A 17,440-nucleotide genomic window follows, 5' to 3' on the forward strand; every position below is an offset into this window, starting at 1 on the left:
ATGGAAACAAAAGCAAAATTTTTAGAAGAAATTACCAGTATCAATAAAAATTATGACACCGATTTAATAGGGCGAGCCTTTGATACGGCTCGCACCTTGCACGATGGTCAGCTTCGTAAGAGCGGAGAGCCGTATCTGATTCATCCTATTGCTGTCGCCAAGTTATTGGCACAGCTTGGTATGGACGAGGAAACCATCGTCGGTGGGCTTTTGCATGATGTCGTTGAAGACACAGAATATACCAGAGAGCAGCTCGTATGTGACTACAGTGAAGAGATTGCTCTCTTGGTAGATGGTGTCACTAAACTGGGAAGCATAAAATTTGACAGTAAAGAAGAGGCGCAGGCGGAAAATCTCAGAAAGATGTTTCTCGCCATGTCCAAGGATATTCGCGTACTGATTATCAAGCTTGCAGACCGTTTGCACAATATGCGGACACTGCAGTTTATGCGTCCTGAGAAAAAAATTGAAAAATCCAGAGAGACTCTTGATATTTATGCGCCTCTAGCAAGTCGTCTCGGTATTTATACTGTGAAATTTGAGCTGGAAGATTTGGCGCTTTCCTATCTTCACCCGGAAGAAGTAGGAAAGCTGGAGTCTGAAGTTACTGAGAAAAAAGAGCAGAGAGAACAATTTATCAATACAGTAATAGAGGAAATTAAAGAAGCACTGGACCAGATGAACATGCACTATGATATTTCTGGACGTTCCAAACATCTTTACAGCGTATATAAAAAAATGGTACTGCAGCACAAGCAGCTGGATGAAATCTTTGACCTGACTGCAGTTCGCGTTATTGTAGAAAATGTCAGGGATTGCTACGCTGTTTTAGGTCAGGTGCACACCATGTGGAAACCTATTCCGGGTAGATTCAAAGATTATATTGCCATGCCGAAACCGAACATGTATCAGTCGCTTCATACAACGGTACTGGGCGATAACGGTGAACCGTTTGAAATTCAAATCAGAACTTACGAAATGCACAGAGTTGCGGAATATGGTATTGCTGCTCATTGGAAGTACAAAGAGGGAAATACGAAAGGCGACCAAAATCATGAGGAAATGAAGCTGGCATGGGTGAGACAGACGCTGGAATGGCAAAGTGAACTGAACGATCCAAAGGAGTTTATGGAAACTCTTAAAATGGATCTTTTTTCCAGTCAGGTTTTTGTATTTACGCCAAAGGGAGAGGTCATCGACCTGCCGGCAGGTTCTACGCCGCTGGACTTTGCCTTTAAAATTCATACAGCAGTTGGCTGTAAATGTGTTGGCGCAAAAGTAAACGGAAAAATGGTCACCATCGACCATACCTTGAATAACGGAGATATCGTTGAAATTGTCACTTCTTCGAATTCAAGCGGTCCAAGTATAGATTGGTTAAAAATTGCCAAGAGTTCTACTGCTAGAACAAAAATCAGGCAGTGGCTTAAGAAAGAAAGTAAACCGGATGACGTCTCAAGAGGAAAAGACGCGCTGGATAAATATATTAGAAAGAAGGGCTTTGATCCACAGCTTGTGGGTAAAACAAGCTATCTGACAAAAGCGACCAAAGAGATGAATATCGCAACTCAAGATGAAGCTTATATGCAGATCAGTAAAGGCGGTACCATCTTAAGTAAATACGCAAATCTTCTGTTCGGCTATTTTAATGAAGATAAGAAGCTTGAGCAGAAGAGAGAAGAAAAGCAGAAAAAAATGCTGGAAAATGACGCTAAGAAGGAAAAAATGCAGCGTCACCAGCGAGAAAATCCCGGCATTATTGTCAAGGGAGCGGATAATTTGATGATTCGAGTTTCCCGGTGTTGTAATCCTGTTCCGGGGGATGATATTGTCGGATTCATCACAAAAGGCAGAGGCATTTCTGTTCACCGCAAGGACTGCTCCAATATCACTTCGCTTCCAGAAGGAGAGAAAGCAAGATTTATTGAAGTAGAATGGGAAGACCTGAAGGTCGGAAAATCCTATAATGCGGACATTTGTATTGCGGCAGGCGAGAGAAAGGGAATTTTTTCGGATATTTCCAGAGCTTGTGAAGATATGGACGTGAACATTTCCGGTGTCAATGCAAAGAGCGGAAAAGACGGCGTAGTCAATATCACTCTGACCCTGTCCATTGCCAGTACGCAGCAAATGCAGAGAGTATTGCGGACTCTGAGAAATGTCCAGAGTGTCACTAACGTTTATAGAGCAAGGAGTTAATGGACTTGCTCCAATTTACAAAGTAAATTGATGAGAAGTCCTTATGCTGTTGCACCCCAAGAGCGCAGCGATTGGCTAAGTGCAAGTCGTATAAGAAAGAGGAAAGAATATATGAACATTCTTAAATTTATTACCTGTCCGATTCAGGTAAACACTTATTTGGCTTTTGATGAAACCAAAAAGGGATTTATTGTAGATCCGGGTGGATACAGCCCGCTGCTGACCCAAAAAGCAAAGGAAGAGAATATTGAAGTAGAATACATCATTTTGACCCATGGTCATGCCGATCATATTGGTGGTGTCGATGACTTTTTAAAGGATTTTCCGAGTGCAAAAGTGGTCGCATATGAAGCGGAGAGAGAAATGCTGATGGATTCTAACCTGAACGTTTCTCTGGAAATCTGCGGAAAACCGATCATCGTTGATGCGGATATCTATGTGAAGGACCGAGAAAATCTAACGGTGGGAAACACTGCTCTTACCTTTATCCATACGCCGGGACACACCAAAGGCGGTATGTCCATCATTACAGATGGGGCAGTATTCAGCGGTGATACGCTGTTTCGCCAGTCCATAGGCAGAACTGATTTTTATGGTGGAGATTTTGGAGAAATCATCAATTCTATCAAGGAAAGACTTTTCGTGCTGCCGGACAACACCATGGTATATCCGGGTCATATGAGCGAAACTACGATTGGTTACGAAAAGGAGCACAATCCTTTTGTTAGATAAGATAAAGATTCAGATTTTTCATTTTGAAAAAAAATATTTATTAGAAGAAATGATCAAGATATTTCTTCGTCCTGACCAGTATGTTCTGGTTTCAGAGGATTATGTACAGCAAGATGGAGAAACGTTTCTTGTCTTTAATAAAGAAAATTTTTCTGATAAGAATCAGATTAAAAGACAGATTTACGATCAGCTATCTTCGCTGACCGGAGTATATCCCCAGTGGGGGATTTTGACTGGAATCAGACCGGTAAAGCTTACTGGGGAAATCTACGAAAAAGTCGGCAGTGAAAATGCTGTGCTTCAAATCCTTATGAGCGAGTATTATTTAACAGAAGAAAAGGCGAAACTGCTGATTGAGATGTATTTCCATCAGCAGAGGACATGCGGTAAAGCTGTACCGAAGTCTGCAGGCGTTTATATCGGCATTCCATTCTGTCCGACCAGATGTGTCTATTGTTCCTTTGCGTCCAATCAGGTAGCAGACAGTGAAATCGCCAGATATTTTGAGGCGCTTTTAAAGGAAATTGCCTATGTAGGAAGACGAATGCAGGAGTGCGGCATAATGGCGGAAACCATCTATGTGGGCGGCGGCACACCGACTACGCTGAGCGCAGAGCAGCTTAGAATTTTGCTGCAGACGATAAAACAAAATTTCGATTTGACGGCGCTTAGGGAATTGACTGTAGAAGCAGGACGGCCAGACACTATTACAGCGGAGAAGCTGATGGTGCTGAAAGAGGCAGGGGTAGATCGAATTAGCATCAACCCGCAGTCTATGCATGAAAAGACGCTGGAACGCATCGGAAGAAATCATAAACCGGAAGATATCATCAGCGCCTTTGAAATGGCGAAGAAACATAGATTTAACAGTATTAATGCAGATCTAATCGCAGGACTTCCGGATGAATCTGAGGAAGATTTTGCTAGATCACTGAAAGAGATTATCGCTCTTGCACCTGACAATATTACGGTGCACTGTCTTGCGGTAAAGCGGGCGTCCCGCCTTGTGGACATTGACAAGGATTTCCACTATAAACAGGCTGATCTTGTTTCTGCGCAGCTTTCTGAAAGCAGACAAATCCTCAAGGACGCAGGCTATATACCGTATTATCTGTACAGACAGAAACATATGGCTGGCGCTTTTGAAAATACAGGATACTGCAAAAAAGATAAAGACTGCATTTATAATGTGCGTATTATGGACGAACATCAGACGATTATTGCCCTTGGCGCGGGAGGAATCACCAAGGTTTACTACCCGGAGGAAAACCGTCTGGAACGTGTGCCCAATGTAACCAACTATCAGGAATACATAGCGCGTATTGAAGAAATGCTGGATAGAAAAGAGAAAAATTTATTTATGGAGGTAGAAAAATGGCAATCATAGCACCAAAAGGAACGAAGGATACGTTGCCTGCACAGGTGTACAAGTGGCAGTACGTTGAGAAAAAATTCTCCGAATTCTGCGATAAATACGGCTTCAAGGAAATCAGAACGCCGGCATTTGAACACACCGAGCTGTTTAAAAGAGGTGTTGGAGACACAACCGATATCGTACAGAAAGAAATGTACACCTTCGATGACTATGCAAAGAGAAGCATTACTTTAAAACCGGAAGGAACTTCACCGGTGGCGAGAGCTTTTATTGAACACAAACACTATGCAGAAGTGCAGCCGACCAAATACTATTATATTACACCGTGTTTCCGCTATGAAAAACCGCAGTCTGGAAGACTTAGAGCATTTCATCAGTTTGGTATCGAAATTTTCGGAACCACCAACATGCTGGCTGATGCAGAGGTTATCTGCCTTGGTTATGATTTCCTACACGACATGGGAATTAAGGACATCAAACTGAAAATTAACAGTGTGGGTTGTCCTTCCTGCAGACAGAAACATAGGGAGGCTCTGAAAAAATTCTTGGAGCCGGTTTATGACCAGCTTTGCAATACCTGCAAAGACAGATATGAGAGAAATCCGATGAGAATTTTGGATTGTAAATCGGAAATCTGTCAAGAATTAGTAAAAGATGCACCGGATATGATCGATTACCTTTGCGATGACTGCAAAACGGCATTCACTGATGTACAGAAGAACCTGGACGCTATGGGCATTGAATATATTGTGGATCCGAGAATCGTAAGAGGGCTGGATTACTATACCAAGACAGCTTTTGAGTTTGTAACAGATAGTAACGGAACACAAGGAACCGTATGCGGAGGGGGCAGGTACGACCACCTCATCGAAGAAATTGGCGGACCTCCGATTCCTGGCGTTGGTTTTGGACTGGGTATTGAGCGTCTTTTGATGCTGATGGAGGAAAATGGCGTTGAAATTCCACAGCCGGAGCCGCTAAAAGCCTTTATCGCTGTCATGGGCGAGGATGCAAAGGCATTCGGTCTCAAACTTCTTCGCCAGCTTAGAAACAAAGGTGTGAAAGCTGAGATGGATACTCTTGCAAGAAACATCAAGGGGCAGTTTAAATATGCCGATAGACTGGGCGCACAGTACACCGTAGTCATCGGCGATAACGAACTTGCTGAAGGCGTTGTTTCTGTAAAGGAAATGGCAACCTCCCAGCAGAGAGAAGTAAAATTAGAAGATCTGACAGAAGAATTAGCAAAATAGGAGAGATAAGAAATACATGGCAGAATTATTAAAGAGAACCCATTATTGCGGCGATTTACGCATTGCAAATGTAGATGAAGAAGTCGTGCTTAACGGTTGGGTTGCAAAACAGAGAAGTCTGGGTGGATTAATCTTTGCTGACCTTAGAGATAAGACCGGCATTGTGCAGATTACTTTCGACGATACGATTTCCGAGAAGGTTTTTAAAAGAGCAGAATCATTGCGTAGTGAGTATGTCATCGGCGTAAGAGGCATTGTAAAGGAGCGAAGCTCGAAAAACCCTAATATTCCGACTGGTGAAATCGAAGTGTTTGCAAAGGAACTTCTGATTTATAACGAATCAGAAACGCCGCCAATTTACATCAAAGACGATGACAATGTAGACGATAACCTTCGTTTAAAATACAGATATTTGGATTTGCGCAAGCTGAAAATGCAAGAGAACATTAGATTCAGACATAAACTTGCCAAGCTGACCCGGGATTATTTTGACGAAAACGGATTTACCGAAATCGAAACACCGATTCTAATCAAATCCACACCGGAAGGTGCCAGAGACTATCTGGTTCCGAGCCGCGTTAACGAAGGCAGATTCTATGCGCTGCCCCAGTCGCCGCAGCTTTTCAAGCAGCTTCTCATGGTCAGCGGCTGTGACCGCTATATCCAGATTGCAAAGTGCTTCAGAGATGAGGACCTGCGTGCAGACAGACAGCCTGAATTTACGCAGATTGACATGGAAATGTCCTTTGTAGATCAAGATGATGTGATTGCTATGCAGGAAGGCTTTTTAAAGAGAGTGTTTAAGGAGCTGCTCGATGTAGAAATCGCTGTGCCGTTTCCTAGAATCCCTTTCGATGAAGCTATGGAGCGTTACGGCAGCGACAAACCTGACACCAGATTTGGATTTGAACTAAAGTCTTTAAATGATGTGGTTGCCGGTACAGAGTTTAAAGTCTTTGCTGATGCGCTTGCCGCAGGCGGCGATGTCAGAGGTATCTGCATCGATAACGCTTCCGACAAGTTCAGCAGAAAGGATATCGACAAGCTTACAGAGCAGGCTAAACATTACGGTGCAAAGGGTCTGGTATGGCTGAGAGTAGAAGAAAACGAATATAAATCTTCCGTAAATAAATTCTTTACGCAGGAACAGCTTGCTGAGATTGCAAAGGTCTTTGACGCAAAGGTGAATGATCTGATTCTCATCGCCGCTGACAGAGCAAAAGTCGTATTTGACACTTTGGGATTCCTGAGAAGACATATTGCAGGCATTCTGGGACTCTTAGACGACAAGCAGTTCAATTTGCTGTGGGTAACGGATTTTCCGATGTTTGAAAAGGATGACGAAACAGGTGAACTGAAAGCAATGCACCATCCGTTTACACATCCGAGAACAGAAGACATTCCGCTTCTCGATACAGCGCCGGAAAAGGTTAAAGCGATCGCTTATGACATCGTAATGAACGGTGTAGAAGTAGGCGGCGGCAGCATCAGAATCCACGAAAAGGATTTACAGGCGAAGATGTTTAAGGCATTGAGACTGACAGAGGAGGAATGCCAGGAAAAATTTGGTTTTCTTCTAGAAGCTTTCAAATATGGCGCACCGCCGCACGGAGGTCTTGCTTACGGTCTTGATAGACTGGTTATGCTTCTTCTTGGCGAGCACAGCATCAGAGAAGTCATTGCATTTCCGAAGAACCAGAATGCACAGTGCATGGTCTGCGAAGCGCCGGGCGTTGTAGAAGAAGAACAGCTGACTGAACTAGGAATCAACTTGAGGTAATCATGAGTGATATCGGAATATTAGGCGGATCCTTTGATCCATTCCATAACGGGCATTTATCCATCGCAAAGGCTGCAATGCGCGAATGTGGCCTTTCGCAGATTATTCTTCTGCCTGCAAAGGTGCAGCCCTTTAAATTGGGACGTCACATGGCTGCAGAGGAGGACAGGGTCAATATGGTCAGTCTAATTGCCCATCAGAATCAAAATTTTGTTGTATCCACTGTGGAGGCATTCAGCGAAGAGATTTCTTATACTTATAAGACGCTGCAGACATTGAAATGTCAGTACCCCAAAGACCGCCTTCACTTTATTCTGGGTACAGACTCGTTTCTCAGTTTGGAAACGTGGTATAAGGGGGCTGATCTTTTGCGGGAGTTTCCTTTTGTTGTCGGTGTAAGACCTGGCTATAAGGAAAGTGAGACTATTGAGATGGTTGAGAAAGTACGCCGATGCTATGACGCAAAGATTAAAGTTTTGCACAACAAAATTTTGGAAGTATCTTCCACGGATATTAAAGAAAATATAAAAGCGGGAAAATCTATCAGATCGTTGGTACCTTTTCCGATAGAAAGGTATATTCATGAACACAGACTCTATCAAGACGTATATTGAGAAAAATTTTTCAGAGAAGAGAAAACTTCACACAGAAGGCGTCAGAGTTACTGCAATGAATCTTGCAAAAAAATATGGTGCAGATCCCGAAAAAGCAGAGGTTGCGGCATTGTTTCACGATATGTATCGGGGCGTTAGCGTCGATGTACTGAATTACTATGTAAAACATCTGGGACTTTCTGAAATCTATCTGAACAACGGCAATCTGGCCCACGGAAAAATTGCCGCTATCGTGATGGAACGGGATTTTGAGATAACAGATCCGGATATTATTAATGCGGTCAGCTATCATACGACAGGACGACCTGCCATGAGCGCGCTGGAAAAAGTAATCTATATTGCAGATGCCATTGAACCCAATCGAAATTATCCGGGTGTAGAGGAGATCCGACAGGCGGCAGAAGAAGATTTAGATAAGGCGTGTTTACTTTCTCTGAGCAGAACCATAGAATATGTTCGGCAGCAGGGAAATTTCCTTGATACAGACACTATTGCTGCCAGAGATTATTTACAGAAACAATATGCCATAAAGGAGAAGGAAAATGGACAATAAAAGTTTTGCGCTGCTTGCGGCGAAAACCTTAGATGACAAAAAAGCGCTTGATATTGCTGTCATCGATATCATGGAAAAAGCAACATTTGCAGACTATCTGGTGATTGCAACCGGTAATTCAGAAAGACAGGTAAATAGCCTGGTTGATGAAGTAGAAGATCAGTTTGCAAAAGAAGGACTTCTTGTAAAGAACATTGAAGGAAAGCAGAACTCCGGCTGGGTTTTGATGGACTTTGGCGATATCATCGTCAATATCTTTACGAAAGAAATGCGAGAAAAATATAATATCGAAAAGGTGTGGGGCGACTGCAGCTTTTTAGATTTGGAGGATTAATAAAAGCAATGAACGAAAAATACAACTTTAAAGAAATTGAAAGTAAATGGCAAAAGCACTGGAAAGAGAATGATTCTTTCAAAACTGACATTGATGAGAGCAAGGAAAAGTACTATGTGCTGGAAATGTTCCCTTATCCTTCGGGAAAACTGCACATGGGACATGTGAGAAACTATTCTATCGGTGATGTCATTGCAAGATGCAAGGCAATGCAGGGATTCAACGTGCTGCACCCGATGGGCTTTGACTCCTTTGGACTTCCTGCTGAAAATGCAGCGATTAAACACGGCGTGGAACCGAGCAAATGGACCTGGGACAATATCCACGAAATGGAAGCGCAGCTTGACCAGCTGGGGCTTGCTTATGACTGGGACAGAGAGGTGCAGACCTGCAATCCGGATTATTACAAGTGGATGCAGTGGATCTTTATTCAGTTCTACAACAAGGGCCTTGCCTATAAGAAGGAAAATCCTGTAAACTGGTGCCCGAGCTGCCAGACTGTACTTGCCAATGAGCAGGTTGTGGATGGCTGCTGCGAAAGATGTAAATCACCGGTTGGAAAGAAGAATCTTTCCCAGTGGTACTTCAAAATTACAGACTATGCTGACAGACTTTTGAACAACCTTGACAAGCTGGAAGGCTGGCCTAACAAGGTTAAGGTCATGCAGAAAAACTGGATCGGAAAGTCCATCGGTGCGGAAATCGATTTTACAATTGATGAAACTGATAAGTTGTTAAAAGTATTTACCACTCGCGCTGATACGCTCTTTGGTGTTACTTACATGGTTATGGCGCCAGAACACCCATATGTAATGGACCTTGTAAAGGGTACAGAATACGAAGCGCCAGTTCTTGCATATCTGGACAAAGTACAGCATATGAACGACATCGAAAGAACTTCCACCACCAACGAGAAGACTGGTGTATTCATCGGAAAATACGCAGTCAATCCGGTCAACGGAAAGAAAGTTCCGATTTTTATTTCTGACTATGTGCTGATGGGTTATGGAACAGGTGCCATCATGGCGGTACCTGCTCACGACCAGAGAGATTTCGACTTTGCAAAGAAGTTTGATTTAGAAATTATTCCGGTTGTAGATTCAGACAATCCAGAAATTGATGTTCATGACTTGAAGGAGGCCTTTGCCGCAGAAGGTACTATGATTAACTCCGGCAAGTTTGATGGTATGAACAATCAAGAAGCTATCGGTGCAGTTATCGAATGGCTTAGCGAAGAAGGTATCGGTAAGAAAACTGTCAACTACAGGCTCCGTGACTGGCTGATTTCAAGACAGAGATACTGGGGTACTCCGATTCCGATGATTTACTGCGAAGAGTGCGGCTGGGTTCCTGAAAAAGAAGAAAACCTGCCGGTGCTGCTTCCGACTGACGTAGAATTTACCGGAAAAGGCGAGTCTCCACTGACCACTTCCAAAACCTTTGGCAAGTGTACTTGTCCGAAGTGCGGAAAAGAAGCCAGAAGAGAGATGGATACCATGGATACTTTCTTGGATTCTTCCTGGTACTTCTTAAGATACTGCGATCCGAAGAATCAGGAAATAGCTTTTGCCAAGGACAAAGTCGACTACTGGATGGATGTTGACCAGTACATCGGCGGTGTAGAACATGCGATTTTACATCTGATGTACGCAAGATTCTTCCAGATGGCACTTTATGACCTGGGACTGACCAAACACGAAGAACCGTTCAAGAACCTGCTTACACAGGGCATGGTAAACAAGGACGGCAAGAAGATGAGTAAGTCACTGGGTAACGTTGTCAGCCCTGAAGAAATTATCAACAAATACGGCGCTGATACTGCAAGATTATTCATTCTCTTTGCAGCACCGCCGGAAAGAGAGTTGGATTGGTCCGATGCAGGGGTAGAAGGAAGCTACCGTTTCCTAAACCGTGTATATCGTCTGGTTTATGATTTCACCCAGAATTATCAGGGCACAGGTGGTGCATACGAAATCAAAACAGACGCAGATAAGGAATTGAATTATGTCCTCAATACTACTATCAAGAAAGTAACCGACGATGTAGGAGGAAGATTCAGCTTCAATACAGCCATCAGTTCTATTATGGAACTTGTCAATGCGCTGTACAGATATAAAGAATTGGAAGACGCAAACCAGGACTTCATGAAGAAGGCAATCGATACACTGGTTATCATCCTTTCACCGTTTACACCGCACATTTGCGAAGAAATGTGGCAGACTCTGGACGGCACTAAGACCTTGACCGAGGTTAGCTGGCCTGCATACGATGAAGCTGCACTGGTGAAAGATATGGTTGAAATTGTAGTTCAGGTGAACGGAAAATTAAAAGAGAAATTAAATGTAGCAAATAATTTAACAAGAGAAGAACTGGAAAAAACTGCGCTTTCTGATGACAAAGTAAAAGCTTTGACAGAGGGCAAGAATGTGGTAAAAGTCATTGCAGTCCCTAATAAGCTTGTAAATATTGTTATAAAGTAGAGGGGAGTATATGAGAGATTACAACAGTAAGAAGCCGCAAGCTAAAAAAGCGGCTGTCCGGAGACCGCAGAATAAAGAGGTTTTGCCGCTAAAGAAGTCTACGAAAAAATCCTCACCAAGAAAAAATGTAATGAGGACAGTGAAGCCTGCGCAGCAGACGAAAAAGGCAGAAAACCTGAAAGTTATTCCAATCGGAGGTCTCAATGAAATAGGTAAAAACCTGACGGTTTTAGAATATAAAGACCAGATATTACTCATTGACTGCGGCATGTCTTTTCCAGAAGATGAAATGTACGGCATTGACGTCGTCATTCCAGATTTTAGCTATCTGGTAAAGAATGCGAAAAAAATTGTAGGTATGGTAATTACCCACGGTCACGAAGACCATATCGGTGCAATCCCATATCTTTTAAAACAGATTCAGGTACCGATCTATGGAACCAGGTTAACCCTTGGACTCATAGAAAATAAACTGAAGGAACACGGACTGAAAGCAAAATTTCATATTGTAAAAGCTGGAGAAAAATTTAAAGTAGGAGAATTTAAGGTAGAGGCAATTAGAACTACTCATTCCATTGCGGACGCCATCTGTCTGTACATTCAGACACCGGCTGCGACCCTGTTTCATACAGGAGATTTCAAAATTGACTACACGCCGATTGATGGCGAACCGATTGATTTAGCAAAGTTTGCTGAAATCGGAAGACGCGGCGTAGATTTAATGCTTGCAGACAGTACTAATGTGCTCAGAAAAGGCTACACTGCCTCTGAACGAGTGGTAGGTCAGACGCTGGATGGTATTTTCAGAGAGGCAAAGAATCGAATTATTATTGCCACTTTCTCTTCCAACGTCCATAGAGTACAGAAAATTGTAGAACTTGCTGCAAAATACGGCAGAAAAGTAGCTGTTTCCGGCAGAAGTATGGACAATGTAGTAAATCTGGCAAGTGAACTTGGCTATCTGCATTTTCCTGCAGGCACCTACGTAGACCTGAATAAGACCAGAAATATTCCTGACAACCAGTTGGTGATTATTACTACGGGAAGTCAGGGTGAACCGATGTCTGCGCTGTCGAGGATGGCAAATGATGAGCATCGCAGTGTAAAGCTGAAAAAGGGCGATACTGTGATTCTGTCTTCGACGCCGGTTCCGGGAAATGAAAAGACCGTATCAACGGTCGTAAACAGACTTTACGAAAAAGAAGTAGAAGTCATCTATAACGATATAGCGGATATTCATGTTTCCGGTCACGCCTGTCAGGAAGAACTGAAGCTGATTCATACGCTGATCAAACCAAAGTTTTTCATGCCCGTACACGGTGAACACAGACATTTAGTGCAGCATGCAGCTCTGTCTGAATCCATAGGCATGAAAAAGAAGAATATTTTTATCTTGTCTAATGGAGATCAGCTCACTGTGGATAAGCGCAATGCAACGAAGTTCCAGAATGTTGTCAGCGCAGAAGATGTATTGGTTGACGGTCTGGGTGTGGGTGATATTGGAAATATCGTTCTTCGGGACAGAAAACTGCTCTCCGAATCCGGTTTGATTATTGTGGTTGCAGCCATCGACAGAGCTAGCGGAGAGGTGATTTCAGGACCAGATATTGTTTCTCGTGGCTTTGTCTATGTCAGAGAGAACGAGGATCTAATCAACGATGCCAGAGCTGTGGCAAGACAATCTCTGGAAGATACTCTATCGGGAAATGGCAGCAAAGACTGGAGTGCCATTAAGAACAACGTAAGAGAAGACCTTCGGAAATTCATCTTCCGAAAAACCAAGAGAAGTCCAATCATCCTTCCGATTTTCCTGGATGTATAATGGTCCTGCCCCAAGAAAACGAGCGAAGCGAAGTTTGCTTGGCAAGGCAGACCTTATGCTTTTGCGTCCCAAGAGAATGAGCTAAGCGAGATTCGATTGGGTAGACGCTAGTCGTATAATGGTCCTGCCCCAAGAAAACGAGCGAAGCGAAGTTTGCTTGGCAAGGCAGACCTTATGCTTTTGCGTCCCAAGAGAATGAGCTAAGCGAAATTCGATTGGGTAGACGCTAGTCGTATAATGGTCCTGCCCCAAGAAAACGAGCGGCAGTATTAAGGAGGTAACACATGAACGTTTATGATCAGGCTCACGGACTTGCCAAAGCAATCAGAGAGTCCGAAGAGTTTAAACAGTACGATCAGCTGAAAAAAGTAGTTGATCAGAATGAGGAACTTGCTTCGATGATTAAAGATTTTCAGGCTAAGCAATTTGAAGTGCAGGCAAAGCAGATGATGGGCGATGACAGTGCGTCAGGCATGATGCAGTCTGTGCAGGATCTCTATCAGATTATCATGAAAGATCCTATGGCAGCTCAGTATATGCAGGCGGAGATGCGCTTTTCCCTGATGATGAATGATGTCTATAAGATTTTGGGCGAAGTAATGGGTATTGGCAATATGCAGTAAATCTGTTATAATACCAATAGAGTTTATTTTATTAAATTGTTTTATATTGAAGAAAGTGAGAATAGACCGATGATTTATGCAAGTGATTTTAGAAAAGGCAGAACATTTCAGATTAATGGAGAACCTCATGTAGTTCTTGATTTCATGCACGTAAAGCCGGGCAAGGGCGCAGCGTTTGTAAGAACCAAGTACAAGAACATCATTACTGGTGCTACCAGAGAAGAAGCGTTCAATCCTGACGATAAGTTTGAAGAAGCAATTATCGAAACCAAGAAGATGCAGTACCTGTACAATGATGGAGATCTGTATTACTTCATGGACGGAGAAACTTATGAGCAGGTTCCTGTTGCCTACGATATGGTAGAGGATGCAATCAAGTACATGAGAGAAAACGATGAAGCAACATTGAAATTCTATAAAGGCGAACCGTTCATCGTAGAAGCACCGAATTTTGTTGATTTGGTAGTTACCGAAACCGAACCAGGTGTAAAGGGCAACACTGCTACAAACGTTACAAAGGCTGCTACAGTAGAAACAGGCGCAGTCGTTCAGGTTCCAATCTTCATCGAAGAAGGTGAAAAGATTCAGATTGATACCAGAAGCGGAGAGTATCTGGGAAGAGCAAAATAATTTGCAAAGCATAATTCAAAGATGAAGGGACGAAGCTTTCGTCCCTTTCTTTTTCATCACACCAGGAAGCACGAAAAGAGGTAAGGGACATTGAAAAAATCCAAAATCATTATTATAGCAATCGCCGTAGTTCTTATCGTTATTGCCGCCGCGGGATATCTTTTTTATCAGAATGGTCTCAATGCAGCAAAGCCAGGAGATACAGAGCCGGTTACTGTCAGCATTCCATCGGGCAGCGGGGCTTCTGCAATCGTAGAAATTCTGGATGAAAATGGTCTAATCAAGAATAAGACCTGCGCTAAAATTCACGTGCGTATAGCAGGGTATGATTCATTGCAGGCCAACACCTATATCTTTAATAAAAGTATGAACTTACTGGAAATCATGGATGCTATTAATACCGGAAACTTTGCCTACCTGTCCAAGAATGCATTTACAGTTATTGAAGGCGCTACCGTGCCGCAGGCTGCAGAAGCGATGGCTGAAGGACTTCCTTTTACCGCTGAAGAAGTTTTGAAAAAATGGAACAGCAAGAAATATCTTCGCCAGCTCATCGAAAAATACTGGTTCCTTACTGACGAAATTCTGCAAAGCGGCATTATGTTTCCGCTCGAAGGATATATCTATCCTGAAACTTACTTTGTGAGCGATGAAAATCCGTCCATCGAACAGGTAACAGAGATGATTTTGGATAAGACAGAGGAAGAACTGACAGCAAGAAAAGGTGCTATTACTGAAATGGGAATGACGGTTCATGAGTTTTTAGCTCTGACTTCTATTGTTGAAAACGAATCCCTTTTTGAAAAGGACAGACCAATTATTGCAGGAGTTTTTGTCAATCGTCTTGCAAAGGATATGACGCTGCAAAGTGATATCACGGTTCTTTATGCCCTGCAGGAAAAGCGGGTTGACGTAACTTATGAAGATTTAGAGGTTGATTCAAAATACAACACCTATAAATACGCAGGACTCCCTGTAGGACCTGTTTGCTCACCGTCTGCGCCTGCTATGGATGATCTTTTAAACTACGAAAAATCCGACTATCTCTATTTCTTTGCAACTGAGGACGGAAAAGTGCTTTATTCAAAGACTTTAGAGGAGCATAATAAAGTCGTAAGGGAAAACATGTGGTACTGATATGAACATCACCAATGATATCGTAACAGAATATTTGACTAGCTTTTACAGAGCGGTAAGCGAAGAGCTTGCACTGCTTCGGGAAATAGGAGAAAGAGACCGGGTTCCTATCATTTTGCGGGAAACAGAGATGTATCTAAATACGCTGCTTTCTCTCACGAGACCGAAAAAAATTTTGGAGATAGGAACTGCAATCGGCTATTCAGCGCTATATTATGCCGAAATGTGTCCAGCGGCTGAAATTTACACCATCGAAAAGGATGAAGCTGCTTGGAATGCTGCCAGACACAATATTTCAGCCGCAGGAAAGACTGTGCAGATACACAGCCTCTTCGGTGACGGGCAGGAGCAGATAGAAAAACTGCGGGATCAAGGCTGCTGTGACTTTGATTTTGTCTTTATCGATGCTGCGAAGAGCCATTATAAGCGGTTTTTAGATGCGGCGCTTTCTGTATGTAGAGAAGGGGCAGTTATTGTTTCTGACAATATTCTGCAGAAAGCCATGACGGCTTCTGATGCTTATGACCCACAGAACAAACACAAAACTAACATTAGACGAATGAGAGAATATCTCACCTATATTACCAGTGACAATACCTTGCAGACGTCTCTTCTCAGCATAGGAGATGGTCTTGCAGTAACAATTTACAGAGGAGAACATGAATAAAGAACAGTTTGAACTGCTTGCGCCTGCAGGCGATTTGGAAAAATTAAAGACAGCCATTATTTATGGTGCAGACGCTGTGTATTTCGGCGGTGAAATGTTCAGTTTACGAGCAGGAGCAGGCAACCTGACCATTGAAGAAATGAAAGAGGGCATTGCGTTCGCCCATGAAAGGGGAAAACGCTGTTATCTTACCATCAATATCTTTGCCCATAACGAGGATATTGAGCCGTTGACTTCTTATCTGCAGCAGATTAAAGATTTGGGGCTTGACGCTTTTATTGTGTCTGACCCGGGCATTGTAGATCTGATTCAGGAAGTGATTCCTGCTGCTGAGATACACCTGAGCACTCAGGCAAATATGACTAACTACAGAACGGCCGGATTCTGGCATAAATTAGGCGTAAAACGACTGGTTTTAGCCAGAGAACTGACACTGCCGGAAATCAGACAGATCCGTGAGAATATCCCACCAGAAATGGAAATAGAGGCTTTTGTTCATGGGGCAATGTGCATATCTTATTCAGGAAGATGTCTTCTCAGCAACTTTATGATTGAACGCGATGCCAACAGAGGTATGTGCGCTCATCCGTGTCGCTGGAAATATGCCTTAGTAGAAGAAAAAAGACCGGGCGAATATTATCCGGTGGAAGAAGATGAACGAGGCACTTATATTCTCAATTCTAGGGATTTGTGTATGATAGAGCATATTCCGGAGATTGTTGGCTCAGGCATTATGTCTGCGAAAATCGAAGGCAGGATGAAAAGTATCTTTTACGTGGCGACAGTAGTTCACGCTTATAGAAAAGCAATTGATGCGTATTTTGCAGATCCTGAGCATTACAAGTTTGATGAAGACTGGATGCGTGAACTGAAAAAGGTAAGTCACAGAGAATTTACGACAGGATTTTATTTTCATCAGCCGACAAATAAAGATCAGAACTATCAGACCAGTGCATATACCAGAGAGTACAGCTTTGTAGGGCTTATAAAAGAATACGATGAAGAAACTGGTTTTGCTTTGGTAGAGCAGCGAAATAAGATGACCCTCGGCGAGGAAATTGAAATTTTTGGTCCTGATATTGATTTCTTTACGCAGAATATCACAGAAATGCTTGATGCGCAAACTGGTGAAAACCTTGAAAGCGCGCCGCACCCCCAGCAGCTTCTGAAAATGAAGATGGACCATCCGGTGAAACCTCACTATATTTTGAGAAAGAAAAAATAATTACCAAGTAATAAGG

The 17,440-nt window shown here is 42.9% G+C and carries 15 protein-coding genes; all 15 read left to right on the plus strand.

The genetic code is table 11. From position 1 onward, the window contains the following. The 15 genes from V1225_RS09675 (at position 1) to V1225_RS09745 (ending at position 17,424) form a co-directional block, all read left to right on the plus strand. Positions 1-2,199 carry a bifunctional (p)ppGpp synthetase/guanosine-3',5'-bis(diphosphate) 3'-pyrophosphohydrolase gene (locus V1225_RS09675; protein WP_160202633.1) on the plus strand — a complete coding sequence of 733 codons (2,199 nt, stop codon included), beginning with the start codon at positions 1-3 and terminating at the stop codon, positions 2,197-2,199. 111 nt (positions 2,200-2,310) lie between these two features. After that, positions 2,311-2,931: an MBL fold metallo-hydrolase gene (locus V1225_RS09680; RefSeq protein ID WP_160202632.1), complete on the plus strand. Its 621-nt coding sequence runs from the start codon at positions 2,311-2,313 to the stop codon at positions 2,929-2,931. Beyond that, positions 2,921-4,318, plus strand: a complete 1,398-nt coding sequence (hemZ, locus tag V1225_RS09685) for a coproporphyrinogen dehydrogenase HemZ (RefSeq protein WP_338546281.1) — start codon at positions 2,921-2,923, stop codon at positions 4,316-4,318. Before V1225_RS09680 ends, hemZ begins: the two co-directional genes overlap by 11 nt. Beyond that, complete coding sequence (hisS, locus tag V1225_RS09690; protein WP_160202630.1) at positions 4,306-5,559, plus strand: histidine--tRNA ligase; 1,254 nt, start codon at positions 4,306-4,308, stop codon at positions 5,557-5,559. The genes hemZ and hisS overlap by 13 nt, the downstream gene beginning before the upstream one ends. Positions 5,560-5,575: 16 nt before the next feature. Next, on the plus strand, positions 5,576-7,339 hold the full coding sequence (gene aspS, locus V1225_RS09695) for an aspartate--tRNA ligase (protein ID WP_160202629.1): 1,764 nt from the start codon (positions 5,576-5,578) through the stop codon (positions 7,337-7,339). Between the two features lie 2 nt (positions 7,340-7,341). After that, positions 7,342-7,953 carry a nicotinate-nucleotide adenylyltransferase gene (nadD, locus tag V1225_RS09700; protein WP_160202628.1) on the plus strand — a complete coding sequence of 204 codons (612 nt, stop codon included), beginning with the start codon at positions 7,342-7,344 and terminating at the stop codon, positions 7,951-7,953. Next, on the plus strand, positions 7,922-8,506 hold the full coding sequence (gene yqeK / locus V1225_RS09705) for a bis(5'-nucleosyl)-tetraphosphatase (symmetrical) YqeK (protein ID WP_160202627.1): 585 nt from the start codon (positions 7,922-7,924) through the stop codon (positions 8,504-8,506). Before nadD ends, yqeK begins: the two co-directional genes overlap by 32 nt. After that, positions 8,496-8,840 (plus strand): ribosome silencing factor, encoded by a 345-nt coding sequence (rsfS, locus tag V1225_RS09710; RefSeq protein WP_160202626.1) that lies wholly within the window; start codon positions 8,496-8,498, stop codon positions 8,838-8,840. The genes yqeK and rsfS overlap by 11 nt, the downstream gene beginning before the upstream one ends. Before the next feature lie 8 nt (positions 8,841-8,848). After that, a complete protein-coding gene (leuS, locus tag V1225_RS09715) occupies positions 8,849-11,320 on the plus strand; it encodes a leucine--tRNA ligase (protein ID WP_251632297.1) in 2,472 nt (823 codons plus the stop codon). Positions 11,321-11,330: 10 nt separating this feature from the next. Then, positions 11,331-13,142: an RNase J family beta-CASP ribonuclease gene (locus V1225_RS09720; RefSeq protein ID WP_160202624.1), complete on the plus strand. Its 1,812-nt coding sequence runs from the start codon at positions 11,331-11,333 to the stop codon at positions 13,140-13,142. A 284-nt stretch (positions 13,143-13,426) separates the two neighbouring features. Beyond that, complete coding sequence (locus V1225_RS09725; RefSeq protein WP_160201452.1) at positions 13,427-13,765, plus strand: YlbF family regulator; 339 nt, start codon at positions 13,427-13,429, stop codon at positions 13,763-13,765. A gap of 69 nt (positions 13,766-13,834) precedes the next feature. Then, positions 13,835-14,395, plus strand: coding sequence for an elongation factor P (gene efp, locus V1225_RS09730; RefSeq protein ID WP_160201462.1), 561 nt, complete (start codon positions 13,835-13,837; stop codon positions 14,393-14,395). Positions 14,396-14,485: 90 nt separating this feature from the next. Continuing rightward, positions 14,486-15,532, plus strand: a complete 1,047-nt coding sequence (gene mltG / locus V1225_RS09735; RefSeq protein ID WP_160201451.1) for an endolytic transglycosylase MltG — start codon at positions 14,486-14,488, stop codon at positions 15,530-15,532. A 1-nt stretch (position 15,533) separates the two neighbouring features. Further along, entirely contained in the window at positions 15,534-16,199 is a 666-nt protein-coding gene (locus V1225_RS09740; RefSeq protein ID WP_160201450.1) for an O-methyltransferase, read from the plus strand. Next, entirely contained in the window at positions 16,192-17,424 is a 1,233-nt protein-coding gene (locus V1225_RS09745; protein ID WP_160201449.1) for a U32 family peptidase, read from the plus strand. The genes V1225_RS09740 and V1225_RS09745 overlap by 8 nt, the downstream gene beginning before the upstream one ends. The last annotated feature ends 16 nt before the right edge of the window (positions 17,425-17,440 follow it).

This window comes from Emergencia sp. JLR.KK010, from assembly GCF_037018265.1.
GTDB classification, from domain to species: domain Bacteria; phylum Bacillota; class Clostridia; order Peptostreptococcales; family Anaerovoracaceae; genus Senimuribacter; species Senimuribacter intestinalis.